The sequence below is a fragment of the Microcoleus sp. S13_C5 genome (assembly GCF_036700845.1).
In the GTDB taxonomy this organism is placed as follows: Bacteria; Cyanobacteriota; Cyanobacteriia; order Cyanobacteriales; family Microcoleaceae; genus Microcoleus.
The window spans coordinates 1-17834 of sequence record NZ_JAUBPR010000126.1; the positions used below are offsets into that span (position 1 = coordinate 1).

General features: G+C 45.0%; 12 protein-coding genes. 7 read left to right on the forward strand and 5 right to left on the reverse strand.

Annotated elements, in window-relative coordinates; translation table 11 throughout:
* Nucleotides 1-87 precede the first annotated feature (87 nt).
* The 5 genes from QUA04_RS24180 (at nucleotide 88) to QUA04_RS24200 (ending at nucleotide 5122) form a co-directional block, all read left to right on the forward strand.
* Entirely contained in the window at nucleotides 88-3402 is a 3315-nt protein-coding gene (locus QUA04_RS24180) for a leucine-rich repeat domain-containing protein (protein ID WP_333261774.1), read from the forward strand.
* A gap of 66 nt (nucleotides 3403-3468) precedes the next feature.
* The gene (locus QUA04_RS24185) at nucleotides 3469-3981 is read left to right on the forward strand and encodes a dihydrofolate reductase family protein (RefSeq protein ID WP_333261777.1); all 513 of its coding nucleotides are present in this window, start codon (nucleotides 3469-3471) and stop codon (nucleotides 3979-3981) included.
* A 94-nt stretch (nucleotides 3982-4075) separates the two neighbouring features.
* A complete protein-coding gene (locus QUA04_RS24190) occupies nucleotides 4076-4495 on the forward strand; it encodes a XisH family protein (protein WP_333261780.1) in 420 nt (139 codons plus the stop codon).
* Entirely contained in the window at nucleotides 4483-4818 is a 336-nt protein-coding gene (locus QUA04_RS24195; protein WP_333261782.1) for a XisI protein, read from the forward strand. The genes QUA04_RS24190 and QUA04_RS24195 overlap by 13 nt, the downstream gene beginning before the upstream one ends.
* 7 nt (nucleotides 4819-4825) lie before the next feature.
* On the forward strand, nucleotides 4826-5122 hold the full coding sequence (locus tag QUA04_RS24200; protein ID WP_333261785.1) for a hypothetical protein: 297 nt from the start codon (nucleotides 4826-4828) through the stop codon (nucleotides 5120-5122).
* Between the two features lie 83 nt (nucleotides 5123-5205).
* On the opposite strand, the gene ileS is transcribed toward QUA04_RS24200, so the two are convergent.
* From ileS to QUA04_RS24220, 4 genes are all read right to left on the reverse strand, one after another.
* On the reverse strand, nucleotides 5206-8799 hold the full coding sequence (ileS, locus tag QUA04_RS24205; RefSeq protein WP_333261789.1) for an isoleucine--tRNA ligase: 3594 nt from the start codon (nucleotides 8797-8799) through the stop codon (nucleotides 5206-5208).
* A gap of 263 nt (nucleotides 8800-9062) precedes the next feature.
* Nucleotides 9063-9626 carry a Uma2 family endonuclease gene (locus tag QUA04_RS24210; protein ID WP_333261792.1) on the reverse strand — a complete coding sequence of 188 codons (564 nt, stop codon included), beginning with the start codon at nucleotides 9624-9626 and terminating at the stop codon, nucleotides 9063-9065.
* Nucleotides 9627-9705: 79 nt separating this feature from the next.
* On the reverse strand, nucleotides 9706-10116 hold the full coding sequence (locus QUA04_RS24215) for an Npun_F0494 family protein (protein WP_333143934.1): 411 nt from the start codon (nucleotides 10114-10116) through the stop codon (nucleotides 9706-9708).
* Nucleotides 10117-10315: 199 nt separating this feature from the next.
* Nucleotides 10316-12316, reverse strand: a complete 2001-nt coding sequence (locus tag QUA04_RS24220; RefSeq protein ID WP_333261795.1) for an ATP-binding protein — start codon at nucleotides 12314-12316, stop codon at nucleotides 10316-10318.
* A 418-nt stretch (nucleotides 12317-12734) separates the two neighbouring features.
* On the opposite strand from QUA04_RS24220, the gene QUA04_RS24225 reads away from it, so the two are divergent.
* Nucleotides 12735-13175 carry a peroxiredoxin gene (locus tag QUA04_RS24225; protein WP_015179115.1) on the forward strand — a complete coding sequence of 147 codons (441 nt, stop codon included), beginning with the start codon at nucleotides 12735-12737 and terminating at the stop codon, nucleotides 13173-13175.
* A 434-nt stretch (nucleotides 13176-13609) separates the two neighbouring features.
* Entirely contained in the window at nucleotides 13610-16264 is a 2655-nt protein-coding gene (locus QUA04_RS24230) for a C39 family peptidase (protein WP_333261799.1), read from the forward strand.
* A 96-nt stretch (nucleotides 16265-16360) separates the two neighbouring features.
* Here the strand turns inward: QUA04_RS24230 and QUA04_RS24235 are convergent, their stop codons facing one another.
* Complete coding sequence (locus QUA04_RS24235) at nucleotides 16361-17248, reverse strand: PEP-CTERM sorting domain-containing protein (RefSeq protein ID WP_333261802.1); 888 nt, start codon at nucleotides 17246-17248, stop codon at nucleotides 16361-16363.
* Nucleotides 17249-17834 lie beyond the last annotated feature (586 nt).

Sequence of the window (17834 nt, forward strand, 5' to 3'; positions counted from 1 at the left end):
TATACTGATGATCGGTAAAAAAGTCATGGTGGGGTTCATGAGTATTTATACTCATCGCAAAAGTGACACGCTCCCGAGACGAAGGGCATGACGCGAGAGGAAGCAGTGCGGCGAATTGACCAAGCAGCCGAGGAAAAATTGACGGAACTGGATTTGTCGGGGCTGGACTTGGAGGAATTGCCGCCGGAGATTGGCAAGTGTACACAGCTTGAGACGTTGGTGTTGGGGAAGGTGCAAAAATGGGAAAGGGTTGATGGTTCATGGAATCCGCAACTAATCACCAATCAATTAATCGCACTGCCAGAGGAATTGCGATCGTTGGAAAATTTGCGCTCGATTAACCTTAGTGGCAATCCATTCGGAAGGATTCCAGAATTGCTGCTGGAAATACAGCAATTAGAGAGTTTAGATTTAACCAGCATTGGTTTAACAGAAATTCCCGAGGCGATCGTCCAACTGTCGAATCTGACACAGCTTGTGCTCAGTCACAATCAGATTACCCAAATCCTAGATGCGATCGGGCAACTGTCGAATCTGACACAGCTTGTGCTCAGTCACAATCAGATTACCCAAATCCCAGATGCGATCGGGCAACTGTCGAATCTGACACAGCTTGTCCTCAGTGACAATCAGATTACATCCATCCCAGATGCGATCGGGCAACTGTCGAATCTGATACAGCTTGTCCTCAGTGACAATCAGATTACATCCATCCCAGAAGTCATCGGCCAACTGTCGAATCTGACAGAGCTTTGCCTCTTTAGCAATCAGATTACATCCATCCCAGAAGTCATCGGGCAACTGTCGAATCTGACAGAGCTTTGCCTCTTTAACAATCAGATTAGATCCATCCCAGAAGTCATCGGCCAACTGTCGAATCTGACAGAACTTCAACTCAGTGACAATCAGATTAGATCCATCCCAGAAGTCATCGGCCAACTGTCCAATCTGACACAGCTTGTGCTCAGTAACAATCAGATTGCATCCATCCCAGAAGTCATCGGCCAACTGTCGAATCTGACAGCGCTTTACCTCTGGAACAATCAGATTACATCCATCCCAGAAGTCATCGGCCAACTGTCCAATCTGACACAGCTTAGCCTCGGTTACAATCAGATTACATCCATCCCAGAAGTCATCGGCCAACTGTCCAATCTGACAGTGCTTTACCTCGGTGAGAATCAGATTGCATCCATCCCAGAAGTCATCGGCCAACTGTCCAATCTGACACAGCTTGACCTCAGTGACAATCAGATTGAAAAGATTCCTGAATGCTTGGAAACACTGCCAAAAATTGAAATACTCGACCTCCGTGGCAATCCCCTGCCCATTTCTCCTGAAGTTCTAGGGCCCGCCAACAAGTACGGAGCCCTCGGTACTCCCGCCGCCATCTTCAACTACCTGCGCCAACTCCGCAGCGGCGAAGTCCGCCCCCTCAACGAAGCCAAAGTCCTCCTCGTCGGGCAAAGCAGCGTCGGCAAAACCTCCCTGATCAACCGCCTCACCGACAACAAATACAACCCCAATGAGCCCCAAACCGACGGACTCAACATCACAGACTGGCAAATTACAGTCAACACCAAACCCGTCAAACTCAACGTCTGGGACTTCGGCGGACAAGAAATCTACCACGCCACCCACCAATTTTTCCTTACCAAACGCAGCCTCTACCTGCTGGTGTGCAACTGCCGCACCAGCGAAGACGAAAACCGCCTCGAATACTGGCTGAAGCTGATCGAAAGCTTCGGCGATGCTTCCCCCGTCATCCTCGTCGGCAACAAGTGCGACGAACAACCCCTGGATCTCAACCGCAAAGCCTTGCGCGACAAATATCCCAACATCAAAGCGATTATCGAAACTTCGTGCCCAAGCGGAACCGGCATCGACGAACTCCGCAGCGCCATCCACACCGAAATCTCCCAACTCAAAGAAGTCTACGATCTTTTGCCGCTAAGCTGGTTCCAAGTCAAGCAGCGCCTGGAAAACCTCGACAAAGACATCATCAGCATCAGCGAATACGCCACCATCTGCGCCAAAGAAAACATCTTTGAAGAAACCGACCAAACCCAACTCATCGGACTGCTGCACAACCTGGGCATTGTCCTCAACTTCCGCGAACACCCGATCCTGCAAAACACCAATATCCTCAATCCCCACTGGGTGACACAAGGCATCTATGCCCTCCTCAGCGACGACGCACTCAAAGTCAAAACCAAAGGCATTCTCACCTACGCCGACCTCAGCCGCATCCTCGACCCAAATAAATATCCCAGCCACCGCTACCACTGCCTCACCGGGTTGATGGAGGAATTTGAACTCTGCTTCCCCGTCAGCCATTGTCCCGCGCCGACTTTCCTCATCCCCGGCATCTTGCCCAAAGAACAACCGGAAAACACCGAACTCGAAGGCGAAACGCTGGAATTTCAATATCACTACCGCATCCTCCCCGACAGCATCCTCTCGCGCTTCATCGTCCTCATGCACGAGAAAATCCACAACTGCACCCACTGGCGCACGGGGGTTATGCTGGAGTACCGCGAAGGCGCTGAGGTGTACAACATCGCCCGGATCAAATCTGACCCGGAAGATAAGAAAATCTTTATTGCCGTTAGCGGGCGGGAATCGACGCGGCGTTCTTTCCTCAGCATGATCCGCGATACGTTTACCAAAATCCACAATTCTTTTGCCAATCTGGAAATCAGTCAATGGGTGCCGGTTCCCGGTTATCCCGATGCCGATCCGCTGGATTACGAGGAATTGCTAGGATTGGAGGAGATGGGTGAAACTCAAAAAACCGTCGGCAAACTTAAACTGAAACTCAATTTGCGATCGTTGCTGGATGGGTATGAGTCGATCGAACTTCGGCGCAGAAAGCAAATGGGCGATCGAGAAATGGAAAAATACGGAAGAGAATATGACGACATTGTAGATATCGCTAAACTAGCTGTTAGTAGACCAATTATTAATAAAGCCGAAGCAAAAATGACTCAAAATTCTTCTGAAACAAACAACTTTCAAGGTGCTTTTCAAGGTGCTAACTTTTCCGGCAATATCGGCGGTTCGTCGAACAGTGCCGAAGTTGCTGGCAATCAATCCCTGCAAAACAATAACACCAATACCGCCGAACTTTTGAAACTGATTTCCTCGATGCGTGAAACCGCCGATCAGTTTCCCGAAGACATCCGCGAGGGGATAATTATAGATATTGAAGATGTTGAAACCGAAATCAAGAAACCGGAAAACCAATGGAATAAAACTCGATTAAAGAAAAGCTTAACAGCTCTTGTAGCGGCGGGTACTGCGATCGCAATTCCGATCGCAGGCATGACTGATTTTGCTAATACGGCGATCGATGTCAGCAACAAACTGGGTATCGAACTCAAGCTACCGTCAGGACGCTAAATCATTTAAAATTAAGGTAACTGGGGCTATCCTCGCCCCAATCATTCCCAAAACCTCGGTGTTGCCATGCGTAAAATTGTACTATTCATTGCATCTAGTTTAGACGGTTATATCGCCCGATCGAATGGCGATATTGACTGGCTGTTTACAGACCAAAATTACGGTTATAGTAACTTCTTAGATAGCATCGATACGGTTCTCATGGGTCGGAAAACATACGAACAAGTTCTAACTTTTGGCGAGTATCCGTACCAGGAAAAAAAGAGTTATGTTTTTACGAAAAATCTAGATTTTCAAGCCACTTCGGATGTGGAAGTAGTAACAAATTTAGAGACTTTTGTCAATGATTTGCGCTTGTTTGAGGGCAAAAATATTTGGTTGGTGGGAGGTGCTCTGCTGATTCGCGATTTCCTGAATCAAAATTTTGTCAACGAAGTGATTCTCTCGGTGCACCCGATTATTTTAGGCGAGGGAATCCCTTTATTTGTTAATCCCATAAATACTACAGCTTTGCAGTTAACTGGATGTCAGACATACAGTTCTGGTATGGTTCAGCTATCTTATGATGTCGCGACTTGAGGGCCCGCCCAATTGCTAAGTCGCTTGCAAAATACTACCGGTTGGTTATCAAAAAAGGTAAGATAGGAATAAGTAAGTTAGTTATCGATATATTATGTCTGCCAGAGATGTTTTTCATGAAGTTGTCAAAACAGCTTTGCAAAAAGAAGGTTGGCATATTACCCACGATCCGTTTCCGATTAGTGTGGGCGGTGTAGATATGTCGATCGATCTGGGAGCAGAAAGGCTGATTGCGGCCGAAAGGGAAGGCGAAAAAATTGCCGTTGAGGTCAAAAGTTTTTTGGCAAAATCGTCGGCAATCTCTGAATTTCACAGAGCATTGGGGCAGTTCATTAATTATCGAGCCGCACTCAAAGAAAAAGCACCAGATCGCATTTTGTACTTGGCGGTGCCGTTAATAACTTATGAAGAATTCTTTCAACTAGATTTCCCCAAAGCAAGGATCGAAGAAAATCAGGTAAAAATGATTGTTTATGATACAGCAGTTGAGGTAATTGTAGAATGGAAAAATTAATCAAATATCGGCAAATTGTGCAGCAAATGTTACTGGAGTACGGCAAGCGCAAACCTGCTCACGGAGACATTGAAGTCGAGACAATTCTTGATACAGAACGAGATCATTACCAAATCTTTTATGTGGGCTGGGACAAGCAGACTAGGGTGCATCACTGTAGCATTCACATTGATATCAAGGGCGGGAAAATTTGGCTTCAATGGAATGCCACTGAAGATGATATTGCTGAAGATTTAGTAATAGCCGGAGTTCCCAAAGAGGATATTGTTTGGGGATTTCAGCCGCCCTTTATGCGGCAGTATACGGGTTATGCAGTGGAATAGATAGCAGATGATGAAATGTGTTTGCTACTTTTTGTTATTAATATCTTGTTTCTGGGTAGCCCTTCCTGCTGAGGCCTCTGTATGCCGCAATTATCAAGGAAGCGAGATTTGCATTGTCGATATCAAACGCAGTGCAAAAAATTATTGGGAATACAGGGTAATTCTGAGTGTTGATGGAGTGAAACAGCCTCTAGAAGTCTACAATTGCCGCGATCGCACTACAGTTAAGAAAGATGGAACTGTTCTGGCGTTTGGACAAAACAACCCTGGTGAAATCGTCTGCCGTTTTTTTAATCAGAAATAAGTAAATCAAGTTATTGTAGGCTGCGCTTCGGGCTGAATGTGGCTACCACAAACTCAATAATTTTTCCCGAAGCGCAGCCTACGTTAGAATTTGCCGTCTACTGCTGAAACGCAGCGTTCGCAAATTAGCGGATGTTCGATCGACTCTCCGACGTGAGTAGAGTAGTTCCAGCAACGATCGCACTTTTCCCCGTCTGCTTTCACTACACCAATCGCCAACTCTGGAGACTGATAACTGTACGGCAATTCCTGCATCGCTGCATTCGATTCTACCAGTTCCACTTCCGAAGTAATGAACAAATACCGCAGTTCGTCTACACCGTTGCCGGTCATTGTAGAATCGTGCCCTACAGCTATTTCAGCAGGAATTTCTGGCTTGGGTGCGATCGCAACTAATTCTGCTTCCGGGATTTGGGGTGTTTCTACAAACACTTTTTCGGCCGGGGCTGTTTGTACGATCGCCTGTGTTTCTTCTACAACCACAAGCGCTGTCTCTACTGGCGGTGCGAGTACGAGCGCCTGTGTTTCTGCAAGCACAAGCGTGTTTGTCCGCCCCACCACATCTGCTGTCATAAAATCAATCTTTTGAGCCAGTTGTTGACGGTTGGCAGCAAACAGCAAGTGACGGAAAGCAAACCAGATTGTAAATAAGATGCCGATGACTTCTAATAAGCCTCCCAAAAGCGGAATCTGATTCATCGTATCCAAAATCGCCAGCGTTACTCTGCCCGTTATCAACACAGAGGCTAACAGCCCCAGTGTTACCAGCGCTTTTTGGTATTCTGTGACAAAGTTGCCCGCGTATTCAGGCAAATTAGCCACAAACTGGGCAGCTTGATCTAAGATTGGCTGCGAATCAGAAGCCGAGAGTTCAGGGGCGGAATACTCTACTATCTGAGAAGATTGATCGCTCTTTTGTGCGATCGTTTCCGCTTTCACATGAATTGTGTTTTCTGTCAAGACTTTAGCAACTTTTGCCGCTTGTTCTTCCTGTTTATCTTGTGCTGCTTTTGCTTTCTCCTCTGCCGCTAACTCTATGACTGAATTTTGCGATCGCACATAATCCACCAATCCTTCGCTGCTGGGATTCAAAGCTTGCAGTTGCTGCCTTTTCTCAACATCGGGAACATACACCAAAACCTTAGCTTCCAAAGAAGAACCGATCGCCTTTTCAATCCGGGCTTTTTCCAAAACCTTGTTAACTTCGCCGCGCACTTGTCGCAAATACTGCCAGCGAGTAGCCAATTCTGGATTATGCCATGAAGCATCTATTTGCACCCAGCCGGCTTCAAACACGGACTTGTAAGGAGTCGGATAGGGAAGGTACTGCCAAATATCCTCAGCCATGTGACACAAAACAGGTGCGATCGCCCTTGCTAAATTCTCCACAGCAATTGCAATCACCGTCTGACAACTGCGGCGGCGAAGGGTATCTGTCGCGCTGATGTAAAGTCTGTCTTTGGCAATATCCAAGTAAAAATTCGACAAATCTACCGTGCAGAAATTCTGCACAGTTTGGAAGAATCGGGAAAATTGGAAGCTTTCAAAAGCATCTTGGACTTCCGCAAAAACTTCGCCCATTCTGTGCAGCATATAGCGGTCGAGTTCCGGCAATTCCTCGTAAGCAACGGCATCTTTTGCCGGATCGAAGTCGTGCAAATTGCCCAGCAAAAACTTAGCTGTATTGCGAATTTTGCGGTAAACATCCGACTGCTGTTTGAGAATGTTTTTGCCCAAAGGCACGTCTGCCGAGTAGTCTACCGAAGACACCCACAACCGCAAAACATCGGCTCCATATTCCTTAATTACTGTCGCCGGATCGACGACATTGCCTTCAGATTTGCTCATCTTGCGGCCTTTTTCATCTAGTACAAAACCGTGAGTCAAAACTGTTTTGTAAGGAGCAACGCCGTTAGTTGCTACACTGGTAAGCAAACTCGATTGAAACCAGCCGCGGTGTTGGTCTGAACCTTCCAAATAGATATCAGCAGGATAGTTTAATTCCGATCGACCTTGGGCAACTGCGGCCCAAGAAGAACCGGAGTCAAACCACACATCCATCGTGTCGGTTCCCTTGCGGTAAGTGCGGCCGTTGTTGCGGTAAGATTCCGGCAGCAATTCATCGATTGACAATTCCCACCAAGCATCGGAACCGCGTTCGGCAAAGATGGCTTGCACGTGGGCGATCGTTGCTTCATTTAACAGCGGTTCGTTGGTTTCTTCGTCGTAGAATACGGGAATGGGAACCCCCCAAGTCCGCTGGCGAGAAATACACCAATCCGATCGATCGCTTACCATTGCCGTGATTCTATTTTCCCCTTGGGCGGGAATCCAATTCACATCGGCGATCGCTTTTAGGGCTTCATCTCGAAATCCTTCAACGGAAGCAAACCACTGTTCCGTCGCCCGAAAAATGGTCGGCTTTTTCGTGCGCCAATCGTAAGGATAAGAGTGAGCGTAACTTTCCTCTTTAATCAAACAATTTGCTTCGGCAAGGGCATCAATCACTGCGGCATTGCCGTTTCCGAGGACATTTAAACCTGCAAACTGTCCTGCTTCTGCGGTAAAATTTCCGTTCTCATCTACGGGCGTTAAAACTGGCAAACCGCAGCGTTTTCCGACGATAAAGTCTTCTTGTCCGTGGCCGGGTGCAGTGTGTACCAATCCCGTACCAGAATCGGCGGTAATGTAGTCACCGCCGGCAACAATTGGACTTTCGCGATCGAACAGCGGGTGTTTGTAGATGCAACCTTCTAATTCTTTGCCTTTGAAGGTGGCGAGTATTTTTAATTCAGTGTTAAAAGTTGCCGACAGCCGATCGACCGCATCGACAGCTACTAACATAAATTGTTGTGCGATGTGGGAATTTGCCGGCGGTTCCACCACGGCATAAGTCAGTTCGGGATTGACGGCGATCGCCAAGTTTGCCGGAATTGTCCAGGGGGTAGTCGTCCAAATCGCCGCCCAGAGACTCGGCATATAGCGCTTGAGCTTTGTTTGCAGGGATTTTGACAATTTTCTCACATGAAAGCCGACGTAGATGCTGCGCGACGTGTGGCCTTCGGGATATTCCAATTCCGCTTCGGCGAGGGCTGTTTTCGAGCTCGGGCTCCAGTGAACCGGTTTGAAGCCGCGGTAGATGTAGCCTTTGAGTACCATTTGACCGAAAACGCCGATTTGAGCGGCTTCGTATTCGGGTTTCATGGTTAAATACGGGTGTTTCCAGTCGCCCCAAACGCCGTAGCGCTGGAAGGATTCGCGCTGCTGTTCCATTGTTTGCTGCGCGAAGGTGGCGGCTTTGTGGCGGAGTTCGATCGGCGTAAGATTTAGCCGCTCCTCCGATTTCATGTTCTGCAATACTTTAAGTTCGATCGGCAATCCATGACAATCCCAACCGGGTACGTAGCGGACTTTTTTGCCGCGCAGCATTTGGTAGCGGTTGATAAAGTCTTTGAGAATTTTGTTGAGGGCGTGGCCGATGTGGAGTTGTCCGTTGGCGTAGGGGGGCCCGTCGTGCAGGATGAACAAGTCGCCTGGGTTATTTTCCGAAAGGCGATCGTAGATTTCTTGATCTGCCCAAAATTGTTGCAATTCTGGTTCCCGTTTGACGGCGTTGGCGCGCATATCAAACTTGGTTTTGGGCAGGTTTACCGTGTCTTTGTAAGATTTAGCTTCCATTTTTGAGAAACGTTTTATGTAGTTTGTTGTTAGTAGTTAGCGGTTATTTGAGAGATGATATCAAGTCCGGTTAAATAATCATAATTAAGTTTGTAGTGACAACTTTAGTCATCTCTCGTCATTGAAGAGCTGACAACCAGATATTTTAGTATAAGCGATCGACCGCACATTAGATCGAAGCAAATCCGTAGAGAGCTCTCTCTTCTCTTCCTCTGCGCCCTCTGCGCCCTCTGCGGTTAAATCATTCATAAACCGAGGTGGCGCTACTCAGTCAGCCAACTGAACATTTCACCGACGGTGAGATTAAAGGATTCGGCAAAAATTGGAACGGGGATGCGATCGCCCGGTTCTTCAAAAACTGCTATGGTGCGATCGGCAAAATAGACAAATACCAGTTCTTCTTCCGGGTCAATCAACCAGCCCATCTGGGTTCCGTGGCCGAGACTGTGGAGAATGTTGCGGACGACTTTAGTTTGACTTTGGTCGGGGGAAAGAATTTCGATTGTCCAGTCGGGGGCGATGGCGAAAGTGTTGGCTACTTCGCCGTTTTCGTCGCGGGGAATGCGTTCCCAGGTAAAGACTGCAAGATCGGGTACTGTCGATCGACCTCCAAAGGTACAGCGCAATTCTGGATAGGCGCGGGCGATGCGTTGCGGTTTGAGTACCCGGTTAATGTCAGCACCCAAATCGCTTTGAATTGTGCTGTGTTTTCCTTGGGGCATAGGTTTCTGGATAATCTGACCGTCGATGAATTCGCTGGCCGGTTTGGTTTCCGGCCTTTGGAGAAATTCATCTAGAGTCAAAGATTTGGTCGGGGTTTGAACCATTAGACCTCTTGCACTCCCAAGCTTTCCTATTCTGAAATTATCTGCGTTTATCCGTGTTTATCTGCTTTACATCTGCAGTTTATAAGAACAGTCCCAACCCGCGGCTAACGGCATTTCCCATACGATCGCACAATGACGCGGCCGGCACTCCCTGTCCCTCCTGTTCCCATTTTTCCACGAGTTGGCGGCCCAGGGGCGTGAGGCGAAAACTGTCGGTAATCCCTTGTCCGTCTACTTCCCGCCGCAGTACGCCGACTTGGATCAGCCACAGTAGCGAGTTTTCGGCTACGAGTTCGGATACGGGCGATCGAGTGTAGCCGCTTTCGACACCGGAATTTGAGGCGATCGCAGTTAGGAAAACACTGTTATCGCGGATGGTCTGGAAGAAGTGTAATTGAAAAGGGGAACAGCGGACGGCGCGATCGGCTCTTTTGACGGTGCGATCGGGATAACTAATAGATTTAAATGCTTCGGATGGAATAAAAGTCATTGAGAGAACCTCTGAACAGGTACTATATTTTTTATGATTGCAGATATAACGACGTATTGACAGTTGAAGTGGGCGAGCGGCTGCTGTATCAGTGACCAGAGTAAAAGAAGCGAACAATAAGGCTGAGCCACCCAATTGGTACTAATCTAAGACTTATTATGACAATCCATTTAGTTAATTTCAACCGGAATTTCTCCTATTATTCGTCTTCTTCATACTTCGCAAACTGTGCTTTTTGGGTTTCAGTTGGGTTATTAAGGTATTCTATTAATTCTTTAAGAACAATCAAATCCATTGCTTCTTCATGGGTGTCTATATTTCGCATAATGTGTGTCACGCCATGATATTTTCGATACTCTAGACAATCTTCATGTAGGGTTGTGAAAATCCTATAGTTCTTTTTCCATTCTTCACCTGTTTCCCAAACTACAACCAAATTAATATTTTTAGAATTCTTGATACCTGTTTCTATATTTTCTATTAATCCATCCAATGAAAATTTATATTCCAATACTTTGGGTCCAGACCGAAAAGGAAGCTGGTTATTTGAATCAAAATTTTCTATATTTTCTTCTAAAACTCCTATGGGATTAAGTTTTGGATCATAGATATGCAATTCATTACGGTCAATCAATATTCTATATAATCCGTCATAATCAGAGCGTTCATTCGTTGCCATGATCTGGATACCCCGAATAACACCTCCAGCAATCATTTGGTTAAACAAAGCAATGACATCTTGTTCTCGGGAAGGAAATGATGTTATTGACACTTTCTTTGTTGGGATAAAGAAATTCTCATTTATTAACTGTAGAGGATTATTTTTTTCGTGTTCTTCCATCTCTTTTTTCCACTCGTCAATTCTTTGCTCCCTAAATAGTTCATCGCGATTCCTTCCTCCCATTGTAGGTTTTAAACATTTATGATATTTAAATAATATATCTACTAACTTAGATGCAATTTTTTGAGCCAGTTCTATTAACTCTTTTTGATAGTTTTTTCTCCCTAAGTCTGGAGTATAATTATCGAAATGAACTAGAACGTGCGCATTATTTTGACGGTTAATATTTTTATTTAGTGGAATTGTTACTGTCTCTCCTTGTGGCATATTATTGGCGGCTAGCTGTATACCACCGTATAATATTTTGCTGGAAATCCTATATTTTATATCTTTATGGAATTCTTTCCAGTAATTAACTGACCACACATAAGCACAGTAAACATAAGGTTTATGATTTTTTAATAGTTCCTGTTCTTCGTCTGTCAGGTTCCATCTGTCTAGGGATAAGAGTGCTTCTATATCCCACTCTCCATAGATCACAAGGCGATTTTTATAATTGCTTGGAAGATCGTCTGTATTTTTCTCTTTTTTATATAAATCATCTTTTTTCTTCTGTATTTCTTTATAGCATATTGACTTAGTGGGTGATATATCGTGAATACGTAAATAAGTCGGGTTTTCAATTTTATCTTGTGTTAACTTCCCCTGCTTATCAATAACATTTAAAACAATGTTTAGCCCAGAAGTAGGCTTGATTGCCCCTAAAGCAGTTTTTAAGCGCAAGACCTTCAGCCATGCACTAGCTTCATTCATACCTACCCAATTCAGATCTTTAGGAAATGTATGTTTATCGAAGTGTATGCAGATGGAAACGCCTGTATCTACAGCATCTATAAAGTGTGGATCTAAAGGGCCAGCCATATCATTGGTAACTTCAGATCTGCTTGAAGGACTCTCATCTTCTACCCAGTCTTTAGCGCCTAACATTTTTCCAACAGCGGTAAAGCTTTCTGTTTTAGTACAAAGCTGGATATGATTAAACCCATAGGCCAGATAGGTAGCTCCTACACCTTTGTGACCACGATTTTTTTTCGATTTGAAAGAAAAAAATGGAGCTAAGAAAGATTTAAATTGACTTTCATCTAATCCTATTCCATTATCTGTAACTATCAGTCTATTTTCTTTTATGTCAATTGTTATCCAGATTTTTGGCTCATACGAACCGTTCTCTTTCTCAGCACGCTTGTCTACCGCGTCCATAGCATTTTGGATTGTTTCGGAGAAGGGATCATACCATCCTATATAGGAGGTCAGAATCCCTTTTATTGAATTTTTGAGAGCTTTTAACTTAACTTCTGTAGCTGCCTCTGTTTTAGCTTCAAGAGGGTCAAATGATTCAAAATGTTGAAAGTTTTTCATATAAAAAATTGAAATTTTAGTTTAGATATCGTTCTTACCCTGCTTACCCCACGATTATTTCTTGCGTGACTTTGGGAGATGGTGACTCAAATCATATTACCATAATCTGCTCTGAGCGTCAACCAGCATATTCGTAGATGCACCGACTCGCGATGGCAATCTCCCTGACTCAATCTATAAATCAATCATACTTTAGTTAATAAATTAATTTTAATTGACTTGGAAAATTGAGATAACACGCCGATAATTTAACACGCGATCGCCCGCAACTCAACGCAGAAAATCACCCTATCGAACTCTGTCCAAGCGCAAATTTTCCCTGGGATGAACTCAATCCCGAACCTCGCATTCAAAACATTGACGGTAGCAGCACAAAATCAACTAAAATAGGTTGGTAAATCCCAAGAAAAACAAAACTATGACATTACCAGTTGGGTGCGCTGCCCCTCAATTTACCGCCAAAGACACCAATGGCAACACCGTCTCCCTGTCCCAATTCGCCGGTAAAACCGTCATCTTGTATTTCTACCCTAAAGATGACACCCCCGGCTGCACAAGACAAGCCCAAAGCTTCAAAGCAGCCCATGAAGAATACAAGGGCAAAGATATAGTAGTTCTCGGTGTCAGCCGCGACAACGAGGAATCGCACCAAAAGTTCACAGAAAAATACGGTTTGCCTTTCCAGCTATTAGCAGATGTTGATGGCACGATTACCAAAGCTTACGATGTCGAGAAAGGCGATTATGCCAAGCGCGTTACTTTCGTCATCGACGGTACCGGCAAAATCATTCAAGTTTATGAAGGAGAAAATCTGAAAGTTGACTCTCACGCTCAAGATATTCTTGTCACCATAGTTTAGTCGAAGTTTAGCCGATCGCACTAACCTTCCTGCACGCACCAAACGGCTAAAAACCCGGTTTCTTCCTAGATGCCTCGTTGCTATAGGCAATATTGTCGTAGGAACCGGGTTTTTTTCATAAGTCCTGACTCAGCCAGTGAGGGGTCAAGGGTTCAGGGGGAAACAACCGACTCGAACTAAATTCCTTCCCTCAAAACTTGCACCACAAATCAGCTCAACCAGGCATATATTCGGTTAAGGTGCTTATTGTACGCCTAAAGTTAGATTTGTGGGGCAACTCCCGCCAATAATTAAAAACTTATACTGGAAAAGGCATTAACCGCCCGTAGGCTGAATCTAGGGGCGATTTTGTCCTGGTTCAAGTCATTGTGTTTAATAAAATCAGAAGTTATCCTTGCTTTAGCTGAATAATTAAGTATGTAGGGGGATATATAATGACAAACAGCAACATTATTTTAAGTTACTTAGGCCCGCGAGAACTTGAAGTCAATAGAGCCGCTGTCTTAGTTGGCACTTTTGACAAAAATCTAGTGGCAGCGATTTCAGCAGCAGAAGGCTCAAATGCCCTGAATGTGGGGATAAATCTCTCTAGAGGCATTTGGAACATCAGTTTAGAAAAAGGATTCGATAGTGCAGGAACTCGCACACTGCAGGTGAAGGCAACTGATAAGACAGGCAAAGTTATTGGTCAACAAACAATTAATATCAAAGTTAATCCTGCTTCTCAGTCACCCGCTCAATTTTTCACGTTAATTACTCTCACAGATACCAAATTCAAAGCCGGAACACTGCCCGCCAGCAATCTCAACGAACTGCAAAAAGCGGACATACCAGCAGGGAAAATTTATCAAGTTAGGGACTACGAGTTAGAAGATGGACATCTGAATGTTCAACTAAATAATCCAATTCCTCCGGTGGGAACCTCTGGCTTTTTCTACGAAAAACACGTACTTATAACCAAAGGCGCAAAAATTCTCATATTCGATCGCGCCGAGTTGCCGACCCCGCCGCCTGGAATGCAGTTACTGTGGGTGATCAAAAAGACCTGGTTAAAGTTCACCCCCGCAGATTCTGCAACTTTAGGATCAACTCAGAAATTACAATTTAACCTGGGAGAAACTTTCAATCTTCTTGGCTACGCTTGCGTGGAAAACCATTTCCGAGTCGCTTTTGCTCGGGCAGTTCCTAACTTAGGAACTTCGGGATTTGTGTATTGGCAGCACGTCCAAATTTTGCGAGACGGGAGGGGAATTGAGTATGATAGAAATGCCGTTACGATGACAATCATCAAAACGACTGTGTTTAAAAAGCGCCCGGTAAATGCGGCTAGCCTGCCACCCCAAGAAAAAATTACCTTGCCGGCGGGAATGATTTACGGAATTGCCGGATTCTCGATCGAACAAAGCCACATTAAAGTCTCGCTGACCGAGAATTTGCCGCAATTTGGAAATACGGGTTTCATTTATCCCGATTTTGTGCAATTCAGTCGCGGCGGCAAATCTTTTAATCCCGCTGTGAATTTAAGTTATCAAGGGCCGGCAGAAGTTTTGGTAAATCAGCCGATCGTCCTTCGGGGTACTTTTGATCGGCAACAAGCAGCAAAAATTGAGGTGATAGCTGAGGATACATTGCCCCTAAGCGTCACGCTAAACCAAGAAGCCAGCACTTGGCAAGTTAATTTGTCTAAAGGATTTAGCGTAGCGGGAGCTCGGTGGCTCAGGTTGCGGGCAACTGACAGCAAAGGCAACGTTACTGGCAGCCAAATAATTTACATTACCGTAAGTTCTGATCCGCTAACTGTCGGACAAGGTTTGACCTTAAAGATACTTTCTGACACTTTGTTTAAGGTAGCTCCCCTTGATTCTTCCCGGCTCAACAATCAGCAAAAAGTTTTTGTCAAAGCAGGCCAGACTTTGGCGGTTAGCAAATACGGATTTATTGACGGGCATCTCAAGGTGGTTGTGGATTCAGCAATTTCACCTATCGGCACTTTTGGCTATTTTTCTGAACCCGACGTTCAGTTGGCCAAAGGTACTCAAATCCTAAAATTTAACCTGGCTGACGTACCCAATAGCAACGTCAGCGCTCAACTTTTGGTAACTCAAACAACTCAGATTAAAGCTAAGCCAGAAGATTCATCGAAACTGCCGGCAGATCAAATGGCTGACCTACTTTTAGGTACTACCTATGCCATTACTGGTTATGCCTGCATTTTGGGGCATTTCCGAGTAACTCTCGCCGAATCAATTCCCGGTTTCGGCAATATCGGATTTATTTATTGGCAGGACGTTAAAATTAAAAAAGACGGCAAAGAAGTTACCTTTGACCCCGGTGCTTTGACGATGACAATCCTGCAAGCAACTGTGTTTAAAAAACGGCCAGTAGATGCTGCTAGCCTGAGCAGTACCGAGAAAACTACGCTGCCTTTAGGTCGAGTTTACGGCGTGAACAGCTACGGTGCGGAAGGAGATCACCTGAAAGTTTCCCTGACTGAAGAACTGCCGAATTTTGGCAATACAGGTTATGTTTTTCCTAGTTTTGTTCAGTTCAAGCGGGGAGATAAAATTTTCGATCCGGTTCCGAACAATGTGGAATTGAACGTGCCGTATTTTTCGCAGCGGGACAATCCGCGTTTTGATTGGTCTACTTGCAACGTAACTGCGATCGCGATGGTATTTTATTACTACGGCGTTCGTTCTGAGGGGGGCGGACAGTTGGAGGATGAGTTGTTGCAGTGGTGTTTCGATTATGCCGGCCAGGGTTCTCAAACCGATCACAACGTGCTTTCGGCGCTGATTCAGGCCTACGGGTTTAAGACGAGTTTTAGTACGACTCGCAAATGGGCCGAGGTGCGATCGGAATTGCTGAATCGACGGCCAGTAGTTTTAGCGGGAGATTTTACTGCTGCTGGTCACATTATCACTTTAATTGGCTACAATTCTCAGGGTTATATAGTGCAAGATCCTTGGGGAGATGCACTCACTGGTTACAGCGATACTGAGGGGAGAAAGTTGATGTATCCCTACAGTTACGTCAATCAAGTTGCTGGACCAGATGGGAATGTTTGGGCGCATTTTATCTCTCGATAGTCTACTCTACTGTTTGCAATTTGTGAGGCACTACGGCTATTCGTAAGGTGTGCATAACAGCTATTCGTAAGGTACTTAATGCACACCCTATTTAACTTAGGAAATCTTGCGCTTAATTTTGCGTTTTGCTGCGCCAATACCTAAAAAGCTCAATCCTAGTAAAGTACCAAACCAAGTAGAAGGTTCGGGTACAGCCTCAAACGATCCTTGAATAGCGATCGCATCGTTAGCGCACTCGGCAAACAAGTTAGCAATATAGTTCCCCGAAGGCATTGATGATTTATTAAAACTGAATCCAATTGTTTGAGAACCTACTGCATTAAACTGAGCGAAATTAAGACCGAGGGCGCTCAAAGTCGCTGGCGTTAAAACATTGATTTCTCCTACTTTTGTACCCGTAGCAATTGAGTTGAGAATAGTAAAGTTTCCTGTTTGTTGAAAATAGGCGTCTGTGGCCGCTAAATCGCCCATAGATGGGGTTCCGCCTTGAGATGCAACTACCGTATTGAATTGATTTAAATTGCTAAAGCCAGAGTTAGTTTTGGTGACATTTTTCGCTGTAACATCCCTGTAAACGCCTGTTGTAGCTACGCCGGAGTCATTTCCGGCGGCGAAGCGGATACCAAACAAGTTGCCGTTTGCGTTAGCTGTATTAAAGTTTTGACCGGAAAAATTGAAGAATAAATCGCCGTAGTTGATGTTGCCTCTTTGAGCTAGTGGGTCGGCATATCCTGCTAAACTTAGATTAGAATTAATGGCGATGAAAGCTGTATCTGATGTTTCTTTGATGGCGATGCCGTAAAATTCAAATTCCCCACCGCCGATTTGGGGCCCGGTCACGCCGTCGTTGAAGGAATCGATCGCGTAATTCCAGCCGTTAGATAGCGTTGCTGCTGTAGCTTTTTGTTGGTGTAGTGCGAAAATGGCACAGAAAATAGCCACTGAGTAAGTCCAGTGGATGCTGTTTTTAGCAATGGATTTCATAAAATGCTCCCTGGGAATCATTGTTAAATTGTCAAGTCTGCTCGCTCGACTGTTTTTAATTTTTAGTAAATCATACCTTCCGGCCGAATTTCTTAAAGTTTTGCTACAGATTTGGTCGGGCAATTGAATCATGTTAAATAGATTGCTTAAAACACCCAACCAATGCCAGTAACTAAATATAGCAATCCTAAATCAGTAAAAATATGTAGGGGTAGTGCCCCCGTACCTACCCCAGCCAAGGCGGTGCAACCACGGGGGGTTTGCCCCTACCATAATTATACAAATCATTTAGGATTGCTATATAGGACTTACGCAGACACAGTATTATAGTGGGGCTGCATAATTCCTGTGGGTGCAAATAAACAGACTACCGGATTTGGGCGTTTGAAAACAGCAATAAACTGCCTGCTAGTCCAGAGCTAGGCGGTATCCGCCTCTACAATATCTTATTGTTTATTCATGCCGATCGACTTAATTGATTTTTTATCAATTACCAATTAATTTTGACAATAAGCTGTTCGACATCTAAACTGCATTAACTCGCGTTACCTTTGTTTTTGATGTTTCGGTTCCATTTCATAATTAA

Bases quoted from the DNA above. Each gene is read 5' to 3' on its own strand.
- QUA04_RS24180 (WP_333261774.1), top strand. From the start codon at position 88: ATGACGCGAGAGGAAGCAGTGCGGCGAATTGACCAAGCAGCCGAGGAA.
- QUA04_RS24185 (WP_333261777.1), top strand. From the start codon at position 3,469: ATGCGTAAAATTGTACTATTCATTGCATCTAGTTTAGACGGTTATATC.
- QUA04_RS24190 (WP_333261780.1), top strand. From the start codon at position 4,076: ATGTCTGCCAGAGATGTTTTTCATGAAGTTGTCAAAACAGCTTTGCAA.
- QUA04_RS24195 (WP_333261782.1), top strand. From the start codon at position 4,483: ATGGAAAAATTAATCAAATATCGGCAAATTGTGCAGCAAATGTTACTG.
- QUA04_RS24200 (WP_333261785.1), top strand. From the start codon at position 4,826: ATGATGAAATGTGTTTGCTACTTTTTGTTATTAATATCTTGTTTCTGG.
- ileS (WP_333261789.1), bottom strand. From the start codon at position 8,799: ATGGAAGCTAAATCTTACAAAGACACGGTAAACCTGCCCAAAACCAAG.
- QUA04_RS24210 (WP_333261792.1), bottom strand. From the start codon at position 9,626: ATGGTTCAAACCCCGACCAAATCTTTGACTCTAGATGAATTTCTCCAA.
- QUA04_RS24215 (WP_333143934.1), bottom strand. From the start codon at position 10,116: ATGACTTTTATTCCATCCGAAGCATTTAAATCTATTAGTTATCCCGAT.
- QUA04_RS24220 (WP_333261795.1), bottom strand. From the start codon at position 12,316: ATGAAAAACTTTCAACATTTTGAATCATTTGACCCTCTTGAAGCTAAA.
- QUA04_RS24225 (WP_015179115.1), top strand. From the start codon at position 12,735: ATGACATTACCAGTTGGGTGCGCTGCCCCTCAATTTACCGCCAAAGAC.
- QUA04_RS24230 (WP_333261799.1), top strand. From the start codon at position 13,610: ATGACAAACAGCAACATTATTTTAAGTTACTTAGGCCCGCGAGAACTT.
- QUA04_RS24235 (WP_333261802.1), bottom strand. From the start codon at position 17,248: ATGAAATCCATTGCTAAAAACAGCATCCACTGGACTTACTCAGTGGCT.